The 12112-nt window shown below is 39.5% G+C and carries 7 protein-coding genes; all 7 read right to left on the reverse strand.

What is annotated here, in order from left to right:
- Positions 1-7: 7 nt before the first annotated feature.
- A complete protein-coding gene (locus tag E2K93_RS03845; RefSeq protein WP_135437829.1) occupies positions 8-859 on the reverse strand; it encodes an amidohydrolase family protein in 852 nt (283 codons plus the stop codon).
- 5 nt (positions 860-864) lie between these two features.
- Entirely contained in the window at positions 865-1905 is a 1041-nt protein-coding gene (locus E2K93_RS03850) for an aldo/keto reductase (protein ID WP_135437830.1), read from the reverse strand.
- Between the two features lie 12 nt (positions 1906-1917).
- Entirely contained in the window at positions 1918-3111 is a 1194-nt protein-coding gene (locus E2K93_RS03855; RefSeq protein ID WP_135437831.1) for a UxaA family hydrolase, read from the reverse strand.
- A complete protein-coding gene (locus tag E2K93_RS03860) occupies positions 3111-3413 on the reverse strand; it encodes a UxaA family hydrolase (protein ID WP_135437832.1) in 303 nt (100 codons plus the stop codon). The genes E2K93_RS03855 and E2K93_RS03860 overlap by 1 nt, the downstream gene beginning before the upstream one ends.
- A gap of 283 nt (positions 3414-3696) precedes the next feature.
- Positions 3697-6861 carry a right-handed parallel beta-helix repeat-containing protein gene (locus E2K93_RS03865; protein WP_135437833.1) on the reverse strand — a complete coding sequence of 1055 codons (3165 nt, stop codon included), beginning with the start codon at positions 6859-6861 and terminating at the stop codon, positions 3697-3699.
- 99 nt (positions 6862-6960) lie between these two features.
- A complete protein-coding gene (locus E2K93_RS03870) occupies positions 6961-9726 on the reverse strand; it encodes a TonB-dependent receptor (protein WP_135437834.1) in 2766 nt (921 codons plus the stop codon).
- A gap of 264 nt (positions 9727-9990) precedes the next feature.
- The gene (locus E2K93_RS03875; protein ID WP_135437835.1) at positions 9991-12090 is read right to left on the reverse strand and encodes a right-handed parallel beta-helix repeat-containing protein; all 2100 of its coding nucleotides are present in this window, start codon (positions 12088-12090) and stop codon (positions 9991-9993) included.
- Between the last annotated feature and the right edge of the window lie 22 nt (positions 12091-12112).

The raw sequence follows: 12112 nt of genomic DNA on the forward strand, positions 1-12112 counted from the left end.
CGCAGATTTAAATGCGGTAAAACTGCTCTGCTACACCCGAAAATATTAATGCTTGTTCTTGCTCAGATAATTGCTCAACGAACGTGGTCACATGATCTGTCCATGCTTGATAATCACCAGCTAAATTAACGACAGGCCAATCACTACCCCACATTAAGCGATGAGCACCAAAACAATGTAGTAAATGGCTCATATAAGGCTTAATACTGTCATATGTTGGCTGTTCACCAGCTTCAGTGAGTAAGCCTGATAACTTACAATACACATTGGCAAACCCTGACAGCTCTTTCATGTCAATTGCCCATTGTTTATTGATTGATGATTCAATCGGTTTGCCTATCGCTTCGACTATTTTAGGTTTAGCGCCATGATCGATAACTACAGATAAATTGGGGTGCCTATTCAATAACACTTTTAAGTTAGCTAACTGCTTTGGCAGCACCAGCGCATCAAAGGTTAAATCAAGTTCAACTAACGCTTCAAAAACTGGTGTCAACTCAGGGTTTAGCATCCAAGCATCATCAGCGATATCTTGAATCATCGGGCGAATGCCTTTGAAATACGGGTTTTGCTTTAACTGCTTAAGCACCTCAATGCAATCATCACTTTCCATATCAACCCAGCCAACAACACCTGCAATAAATTCATGCTGCTCGGCAAGTTGTAATAAAAATTCAGTTTCAGCTAAAGTATCTGCAGCTTGTACCAATATCGTCTGGCTAATATTGGCTTGGGATAAATGCGATTGAATATCGGCTGGTAAATGGTCTTTATAAAGCACCGTTAGATCTGGTGTTAACCAAGAGTAATCACCGCGATCTACTTGCCAAAAATGTTGATGACTATCAATACGTTTCATCACCATCACCTTTTAAGCTTTACTTGAGTTGGAATAGGCGCATCTGCTTTTAACAGACCAGCGTCTTTTAGACTCGACCAAAAATCACTAGGAATATCATGATGAAATAGCTCGACTGTTTTATTAACTCGTCGTTCACTGCCTAAACCAGGGATAACAGTTGATACTGCGCTATGACCTAATGGAAATTGTAAAGCAGCTGCAGCTAATGGCACTTTAAATTGCTGACATATATCTTCAATTTTAACGACCTTTTCAATAATGTGCGCTGGAGCGGGTTCATAGTTATAGTGCGGTATTGCTTTGCCTTTAACGCCTGTTGCTAAGATACCTGAGTTATAAGGCCCTCCAAGAATAATAGAGGCGCCATGTTGTTCACATTTAGGAAGAAAAGTGTCTAGTGCACCTTGTTCTAATAGTGAATAACGACCTGCTAATAAGAAGCAATCAAACTGTCCAAGTGTCATCACACGTTCACAAATTTCCGTTTCATTTACGCCAAGACCAACGGCCTTAATAACCCCTTGAGTTCTAAGTTCATCCAAGGCTTTATAGCCGCTATCAACCAGCTGTTGATAGTAATATGAGTCTTTATCGCCATGAGTATCTACACCAATATCATGCACTAATAAAATATCAACTTGCGCTAACCCCATACGTTGTAGGCTATCTTCAAATGAACGCATGATACCATCGTAGGTATAATCATAATGGGCATCAAACGGCATTGGCGTATCAAAGCCATATCTTAACTGATTAACATTTGCTTTATGGTCGGGCGTTAATACACGACCTACCTTAGTAGAAATGACATAGTCAGATTTAGGCAGTTTTCTTAACGCATCACCTAACCTTCTTTCACTCAAACCAAGGCCATATCTTGGCGCGGTATCATAAAGATCAATACCTGAAGAAATCGCCGCAGCTAAAGTTTTCTCAGCGTCCTCATCAGAGACCGCTTTATATAAATTCCCTAAAGACGCAGCGCCAAAGCCTAGGATTGACACTTGCAATCCTGTATTTCCTATTTCTCTTTTTGGAAACATACTAAATGCCTATTATCTAACGGTTGGCAAACAACTTGGGCCAATCGCCTCAAATTGCTTATACGTTAACACAAACTCTTGATGACCTAATGCTTCTGATTTTGAAGGCTCGCCATTTGCCACTTGTATGACATTGTCATAAATTTCTTTGCCAACTTCTTGCACCGTCGCTTGACCTTTAATGACTTTACCGGCATTAACATCCATATCATTCGCTAACATCTGATAAGTTTCTGGGTTTGCACATACTTTGATCACTGGTGATATGGCAGAGCCCACTACCGAACCACGACCAGTAGTAAATAGAATCAAATGAGAGCCTGATGCAATCATTTCAACGATTTCAGCACTATCAACAATGTTAGGGAAACCGAAAAGCGGATCACCATCAGGGACAACATCCATTAAATACAAACCGCCCTGAGTGGGAATATCACCAGGCTTAATTAAACCGTGGATTTTAGAACTGCCCGATTTAGCATAAGCTCCCATGGATTTCTCTTCTTGAGTGGTTAAGCCGCCTTCTGCATTACCTGGCGCAAAACTACCATACCCCATCACCGTATAATATTGCTCGGCTTTTTCAACCGACTTCATAATCTCAATACCAAGTTCAGGCGTGATAGCACGGTCTGCCATAATTTGCTCACAACCAATCAGCTCGCCCGTCTCTTCAAATATACACGTCGCTTGTTGTTCAATAAGTTGATCGAAACAATAACCCACAGCAGGGTTTGCGCTGATACCGCTAGTACCGTCAGAGCCACCGCAAATCGTGCCAACTACCAGCTCACTGACGTCCATAGACACTTGTTCAAAAAGTGCTGCGGATTTTTGTAATTGCTTAATATTCTGTAGACCCGCATCAATGGTTCTTTTCGTACCACCAGCTTGCTGAATCACTAAGGTTTCAACCTGTCTGCCACTGGCTTCAATCGTGTTTTTAAGCTGTTCACGATTAAAACCTTCACAACCAAGCGATACGATTAAAACAGCTGCGACATTTGGGTGAGTACAGAGCTTTTCCATAATATTCAGTGAATATTCATTAGGGTAACAGCCCGGAAAACCAATTAATTGCACATCATCACTTGCTGTTTGGCTAACAATAGAACGAGCGACATGGTGAGCACACTCAACTAAGTACGTCACTAGAACAACGTTACGGATCCCTTTACGACCATCTGCTCTTAAATAACCTTGCATTAGTTGTCCTCTGATTTATTTTGACGGGTATGGCTTGGAATATAATCGCTTTTCATATTATGCATATGAACATGATGACCAGACTGAATAGCTTCTTTGGCTGAACCTATACTTGCACCATATTTAACAATTTTGTCACCTTGCAAAATATCAATACGAGCTATTTTATGTCCGACATGAATATCAACAATCATCTTGATGACACTATTTTCTAGTGTAACTTTCGAGCCTGACTCAACTTTCTCACAACATACGAATACATTGTCATCTTGATGCAAAAGAGCAAATCGTTTATCTAACATTTGTGTCCCTAACCTTTTTATCAGATTACTTTCGTATCCATCCATTTGAATTACCGCCAACAGCCTTATGTATTTTTATATCAAATAAAACACAACAAAACTAGCTAAAAACTAAATATCTTTATATAACCTCAAATAAAATGTGTTTAAATTAATAAATACACACCAAAAACACATACAACCATAGTTTTACTTTTTTCTTCTGCGAAGATAACGTTAGTTCTTTTCAGCTATTTTTTATTAATTTTTAGATAGGCACCTTTTAGGTGCCTATCTTCTTTGATTACATTGCAACACCTGTAATCACAATATTGTCTATATCTCCTCGCTCGTCTGTTAAATCAGCATTGGTTCTGAATCGAATTTCAAAATCGGCATTATCTTCTGCGTTAACTGGTAATACAAAGGTTTGCGAGGTTAAGGTTTCGTCTGTTACTACTTCGATGTCTATCCAATTGCCAGCTCCTGCATTGGTTGTCCACTGAATACTAAAGTCTTCACCTGCATCCATATTTTTAGATTTGCGATCATAGCTAATGGTAATTTCCCTATAGCCCACTGTACTAATGGCCTTGCGTAAGGTCGCCGTTTGTTTAACCCGTGTTCCCCAGCTACTATTACTTGCGGCGGCAGCAATAACAGTCACTGTGCCTGTTGTACTCCAATCGCTAAGGTCCTGATCTTCAAAATCTTCGCTCAATAAAGTAACAGGCGCTGTGCTTATTGGCTGATATGTCAGAATTAATTCAGGTGAATTACCGCCCTCTTTAGTGACATACTTAAGTGCAGCTAACGTGCTGGTTGTTTGCAAACCAAAGGTATAAGTTCCATCACCAGAAACCGCAGCGGATACATCAAAGTCCACCGTGCTATTGGCAGTAATTGGCGCTGTAGAATCCAGCAGTTGACCCCAAGTTAAGGTATCTGTTGCCCATGTCAACGTGGCTTCATCCCAACTGCCAGTAACAACATAAACAGAAGTATCAGGAATGTCTGTAACGTCGGCTTTTAATCGCAATGTTGCTGATGCAACTTCATAACCCGCTGGAGCTGCTACATCAAATTTCACATAACCTAAGAAGTTAGTACCTGAAAGTCGTAAAGTATTATTAGCACCGTAGACTGTGGTGGACTGTGCGGCATTTACAAAGGTATCAGCCGTTGCCAGTTCAGTTTCATTGATTGAAGGATCAACGGTAAACGACCAAACATCACCTGTTACAACAGAGCTATCAGCCAAAATGGTATCTACGCGCCAGTAATAGATTTGATCGGCTGTTAATGTGAAGTCTTGCCCAGCAACTACAATATTTTTATCCGGGTTGGTGCGGGTGGTAATCAGGTTCAGGTTATTTGCATCAGTACCTAAATACACCTTGGTTTGATCGGCCTTATAGCCAGGCAAAAAGATTAAATCACGATCGGTTGATTGTTTGGTAGCACCATCCGCAGGTATTGGCGTTGATGCCTGTGCGGATTGATATCCTGGTATCCAGTATTCATCATCACCATATTCGTATGCGCCGATATCAGGCGCTGAACCAACATAGCCATCAGTAATCCCTGAAATAACGGTTCCCGCGTCAACCAGTGCAGAACCTGCTTTAGGCCTAAAGTCCAAATTAGTTGGATCTACCAATAAGTCTTCAACACTGCCGGTTTCTTCATAACCGTTCCAGTTATGGCTGTGGATGCCAGGCATAGGGTATTGCGTAGTATCGCCTGTTCGTTCACCCGCCATAGTATCAGCGACATTATTTTTAGTTATGGAATTGTTATTACCGCCATAAGTCATATCACTGACTACAATAATATCGTTTTTATCATCAAAACCATTAAATGCGGTGTTGTTGTAGGTTTCATGGCTATCGCCTTTCACCTGAAAAGCGCCACGTACTTTCATTCCCACTGAATGATGGTTAGTACCATAGAAATTAGCGGGTTTACCATCCCAGCGGCTACCGTATTTAGCGGCATATAAAAACCAGTTATGGGTACGTTGGGTTTGCTGGGTATAATCTGTTGCCACTTGCAAACCAGAACCATCATGCACCTGTAAATAGCCCCAATTTTGCAAGCGGTTAAAACTTTGGTCACGAACTGAAGAGTCGCCGTCTATGGTGGATTTAAATAAACCACGAGGAGAAGAATGACGTACAGTATTTCGAACAAAAGTAGGCGCGAATTGAACCAGTGAATTTTTCCCCATGCCGTATATGCTGACATACTGGAATAGGTTATTTTCAAATGTTCCGTTCAAGCTATCAGGCTTTTCCAGAACTATGCCCATTTCAGCATACTCATATATGGTATTTCGCATGGTGAAATTAGCGCCATTAACTAAACTACCGTAGTCTTGCATCGCGGCATTGCTATCAGCAGCATATTCACCCAACATACGTTTTGATGCATCAGGGAAAGTGAAACGACTGTCTTCAATGGTCAGGTTAGGCCCGGTAATATCAAAGGTGCCAGAGAAAAAGTTAAGCCTTTTAATGGTTACATGTTCAGCGGTGCCTACAAGAGAACGACTAACCACACGACCATGTACATCTAAAGTACTGGGATTAACACCGTTTTCCGCCCATAAAAACAACGTATTACTAGCTGGCAAGTAATACCATTCTTTAGCTTGGTCTAGCGCATCTAAGTGTTCAATGACGAAATACTTACCTGTACTGGTGTAACCTTTTTTTGTTCCTGGTCCTGTATAGGTTGGGTGAGTTAACAAGTTACTGCCAGCAGTATGGGTTGAAATATTTCTTTCCTGGTTACCATCCCCCCCCTGACTTAAAAAGGAATAAATAACCGTACCACCAGCAAAACTGATACCAGTGCTTGCCAGATCATGCTGACTTGGGTCATTTTCAATTTGAGTATACTGAGTAGTCCCTGGCATATCCGCATTAGCCCAGGTGGTTTTACTCCACCAGGTGTTATTCACTGCTTCATAGCCATTATTTTTTAGCTGAATGGGATCATCTGGAGTGGTATTAGCATTTGGCCAGCGCGCAGGCACTTGGTATTTGTCGTCAACAAATAACTGCCACACATCTTCAGTTAAAGTGATTTTGTAAATATTGCTGGTGCCCGGAAATTCTGTAGTTGCCAGAGACCAGTTGCCTGTAGATATATCATCTATACTCTTGGTGCCATCAATTCTGACCACTTCATCTTGATAGGCGCTGATGGTAATAGGATTAGCACTCGTACCAATCAAGCCAGTAATATCAATCACTTCACGATAAGTGCCACCACGGATGTACAGAGTATCACCTGCGCTAATAACGCTTTTGGCATGTTGTATTGTTGCGAACGGTTCAGTTAATGTACCTGATGCGGCATCACTCCCGTTTGCACTAACGTAGTAGTCCGCAGCATTTGCTATTACAACATTCAATAACATTACAGGTACAAGTAGCCATTTAGTATTTTTATTCTGTGTCATTACTACTTCTCCTATTATTTACCTTTTGCTGAGTTAAAAAAAAGGACATATCACTATTACATACGTCCTTTGATAATTAAGTTTTACTGCTATTTAAAATTAGAACTTATAGGTAACACCTACACGGAAGATACGTCCGGTATTAGCATAATAGGCTGTACGCCAATCAGGTGTTCCTGAAGTTAAGGCGTTACCTTCACTTGCTAAGCCATTTTTTCCAATAGTACGAGTTGCGTATCGGCGGTCTGACTCATCAGTTAAATTATTCGCTGACATATTAAGACTAAGCTGCTGAGTTAACTGAAAATTAGCTGATAAATCAAGGGACTCACGAGAGTCAGTCCAAATTGAGGAGTCTAGTACCACAGCTTGATATAAGTTATCTGAACGATAGTTATATGCTAAGCGCACTGAGTGACCATCCTTTTCCCAGTACAAGGTTGCATTAACGGTATCTTTAGACGTTTTTAAGAATGGGAAGCCATCGTAGAATTCTGCATTGGTTTCTTCAGAATCAACAAAGCTTGCTTCACTGTCGGTGTAGGTATAGTTGATAATAGTACCAAAATCACTTAAGAAACCAGGTAAAAAGGTGAAGTCTTGTTGATAAGAAACTTCTGCACCTGTGATTTCACCACCTGAACCGTTGTCTGACATTTTAGTAGGTACATCAACAAGTAATGCACAGTTTTCTGGTGTTGTACCCGTAGGACAATCAAAACTTTGCTCTTCTATTTTATCGAAAATAAAGGTGTCAATATCTTTATAAAAACCAGCAATAGACAGCAAGCCTGAATCGGCAAAATACCATTCCCAAGAAATATCAAATTGCGTTGCTTCTGTTGGGTCTAAATAAGGATTACCACCTGCAGCTGTAACATTGTCAGGGTTTGTCGCTTTAATTGCCACACCTGGTCTAATTTGTGTAGGTGTTGGACGCGCCATTACTTTTGCCGCACTAAAGCGTAATAGCATATCTTCATTTATTACGTAGCGAGCGTTAAAGCTTGGTAACACATTTGTATAATCAGAGCTTGCATCGACAGGAACAACATAACTATCACCACCAGTAGCTGCAGGGAAGTTAGCGCCTTGGTGCCCCTTTGAACTCGATGTTGTATCTACATAGCGAACACCAAAATCACCAATTAATTTGCCATCAAAGGCAGAATAATTAAATTCAATATAAACTGCAGTAGCTTCAGTATCTATCGTATACGTATTAATTAAGTCACTTGGTCCATCAAAACCGTTAGGTAAATAGGTGTTATAGACGTAATCGAAATCAGGGACCATCCAACCTTCTAAAGCGTTATCTAGTACCCCATCAAAGAAATCATTAATCGGGAAGTCTTGACCGACATCATTTAAATAAACGAAGTTACCGTCACTATCTTTAGTAAATGGGGTATTTCCTATGGTTTGGCTTCTATCTTTACTACGTTCAAAGTACTTTGCGCCTAACTGAATTGAGTGAATCGCACCAAATTCAACATCTCGTTGTAAATCTATGCTGATAGAGTCTAAGTCATCTTTAACTGAACGGTCATCATCATAAATTTGGAACAAGCGAGCTTTCGTCGGATCAAAATAGCCATATTCGTTATTCCACTCAAGCGTAGGCACCGTTTGAATATTGCCGTTTTCATCTAGCCAGTTAGCTGAGGCTGATTCTTTTACTTGACCAAAGTTCAAACGATTATTTGTCGGCCATGATTCATCCGCTCTACTAATACCGACTTTTGCCGTTACTACCCAATCAGCAATAACGGTTTCATAACCTAAGCCTAAGTTAATCGTTTCCGTGTCTGTTTCACGCATTCTAGATAAAATATTGCCACCAGCTTTTGCGCTACTCGCATAAAATGATGTGCCACTTTCTTCATCTAAAATATTATCTTTGCGCAAAGCAGTTAATCGAGTTTGGTACAAATCTTCATCAACAGTTAACATACTATAAGATAGATCAGACCAAAGCCGATTGTCTTCATCTAGGCGATACTCTAAGGTTAACGAGCCACCATAACGAACACGCTCATTAAATTTGGTACCCGTCTCGAAGCCAGTTGGGTCAAAAGCAAAGACTTTGCCTAGGTTTTCGCCAGTTTGATGACTGGTTGCAGAAACATTAGGCCAAACTTTCCAGTTGTACATATTGTAAAAATCTGTTCGTACAGTTTGCTCGTCATAAAAAACAGAAGTAGCAATACCAAAGTTATCATTAGCAAATTTGTCTGCAAAAGAACCTTTAACTGCAAAATCAGTTTCGTCGGCTAGTTCATTTTGTTTAGTTTGGACTGAAACAGACGCTTTTCGCTCATTAAGTTCGAGTGGACGAAAGGTTTTTAAATTTACTGTTCCACCAAGACTACCTTCATCATGATGAGCACTGGGGCTTTTAATAACTTCAATTGAACTTAACATATCAGCTGACATCGTACTGAAATTTACAGCATTATCGTCGCCACCATTGGTCATGGTCACGCCATTAATATTGATTTGGTTAAGACTTGGATCAACACCACGAATAGTTACGGTAGAACCTTCGCCATCAACGCGGTCAATTCCGACACCTGTGATACGCTGCATGGCTTCAGCAATGTTTTCATCCGGCATTTTACCCATGTCTTCAGCAAAGATACCGTCGGAAATATTTTCAGAAAAACGTTTAAAATCTCTTTGTTTACTCGCACTGCTTCTAAAACCTGTTACTTCTATGACTTCAACTTCATCTTCCACTTTTTCTTGATCTTGTTCGGCAGCATTAACAGAATGAGTAGTAACTAAAATAAAAGCTGTCGAAATTGCCAGTGATAATTTGTTCCTGCTAAAAGTTCGATTGAAATAATTAATTTTAAAGGTCATTCTATTTCCCCGGGTTATTATCTTGTTATTTTTATGTAACTAAAGTGTATCTTTACATATAACATACACAACATCTGTATTATTGTCTATAAAAAAACCAATTAAATGAAATTAATTAAAACCAAGCAAAAACACAATAAAAATCAACAACTTAAAACTAGAAAACAACATTAAAACAAATTAAAAACCGTTAGTGCAGCACAAAAAAAAGAGTTGTTTTATATTAAAACAACTCTTTTTTATCTAATTAAATACAAATGCTAACTAATGAGAAAAACACCTTACAGTAGGAACTATTGACTCAGAATAATACTGTTTCGCAAACTGTTCCGCTTCCTTCATATTTTGAATAACCTTTAATCCATAAGGCATCCAGTCACTACCTGCAATCCAACTATCCCCTTGAAAGTCGTAAGCCCCTCTATATGAGCCAAGCGCTGTTACGCCTTGATTTCTAAGTTTTTCAGTTTGAGAGACGCCACCACGCACTTTATTAGTTTTTGGTTGAAGATTTAATTCGGCTAATTCAGCATTAATAAATAAATCATAGTGTTTACCTGTCAGGTTCCCTTGAATAGCCCCACGGTCAATAACTGCGATATTACCCTGTTTATTTCTTTCGGGATGCACTAAACCTTTTTTCATTTGCGCTTTGAGTAATTTTTTCTCTCTTGGACCCACTCTGTCATCAAGGGCATCGCTGATATTATTGAGCACATTCCAATCGGATATTGGCGGGAAAGTTTTGTCTAAACTAGCCCTTGTCTGACGAGCGTGATTTAACACATTACGAGTAAGTGCGCTGGAAACATGATTATGCACATCGGTATTATTATAAATATTAAACTCACCGTACCCTTCAACGTTTATACCTCTTTTAGATCCCCAGAAGACATTATGGTGTAGGCTTAACTGGCTCCCAGCTAGGTCTAGTCGAAAGGCATTACCATTATTATTGTGGATCCAATTATGATGAACTTGTGCAAACATTTGTGAGCCAGTAGGCATGTATATTCCTGAAACATCACTGTTATATTTACCACTGTTAAAAATATTGTTATATGACACATCAGGATTGACACTGCCAGGCTTTTTGATTTTAGTGCGGATCATGATCGCATCTGAGTGATTATTAAAAAAAGTGTTACGTGTAATTTGATAGCTGCCTGTTGCCTCTACAACAATTGCTCTACTTTCAAAATTGGCATTACGGTTATTTTCCATAAACACGGAGTTACGAATAGTAAAATTCTTACCAACAATTTTAAGTGCGGAATTTTGTGCTCCGGCAAATAAACTTTTATCAATTAAGAGACCATCGCCAGAAAGTTCAATTGGTTTATTAAGCTCATTCCCTTTGATTCTATCTGGGAACAATAATTCACCGCCAATATAGGTAAAGTGACTATCTTTAAAAGCAATATTTTTGTTGTCATCATTAATAAGCTTTACTGAGCACGCAAAAAAATCGATGCCAGAAATAGACACATCGCTAAGTACAGCACTCTCTTCAATACAGTAATCCTCTGTTTTTACTAATAATTGTGAGGCACTAGGTTGTTTACCATCTGGCGGGTAGAAGTATAATGTGTCTCCGTCAGCAAACCATTCTGAGGGAGCATCAAGCAAATCAATATCGCCAGCAATAAAGAATTGTGATTTATTAGGGTGCCAAGCATGTTTTTCGGGCATTTTTTTAAGCGCTTCGATTGAACCTCTGCGGCCATCTTCTCCGGTATATTTTTGGTTGTAAAAATTGTCATCATTCCAAGCTAAAATACGTCCATCAAAAGATTCAATTAATCGACTGTAGTTACTATTACCTTTACCGTAACGAAGAAAGACATATCCACCGGCTAAATCAAGTGTTGATATTTCACTAAATTCATTTGACGTTAAAACGCCAGGTCCAGTACCGTCAGTAGCGCTTGCCCACTTTTTATCTTCACGCCAGTTATCTTTCCAAGTTACATTCGGCCACTGTGCCCACGTCATTGGTTGGTTTTTATAAAATAACTGTTTTGTATTTTGTTTGAATGGTGCTTTATAGACTCCATTACCATGACTTTCAAATTGACCTTTAAAGGTTTCAACACCACTAAAAATAGCTTTGCGGGGATTTTTCGCTTGTATTGATATTCCTGATTTAAGAATGATTTTTTCGCTGTACAAACCATCAAGCACAATTAATTTATCACCCGCTTTCATTTGCTTGATTGCATACTGAACATGCTGAAAGGGTTGTTCAATTTTGGTTCCAGCAGCTTTGTCATTACCAACAGGTGAGACATAGTAAGTTGCCGCGTAAGCCTTTGTAATAAAAACAGAAGACACGATTAAGCTAGATATTTGGATCCATTTCATATTATTGCTCTGTTAAAGGGAG

It is taken from the genome of Thalassotalea sp. HSM 43, assembly GCF_004752005.1.
Taxonomy (GTDB): domain Bacteria; phylum Pseudomonadota; class Gammaproteobacteria; order Enterobacterales; family Alteromonadaceae; genus Thalassotalea_A.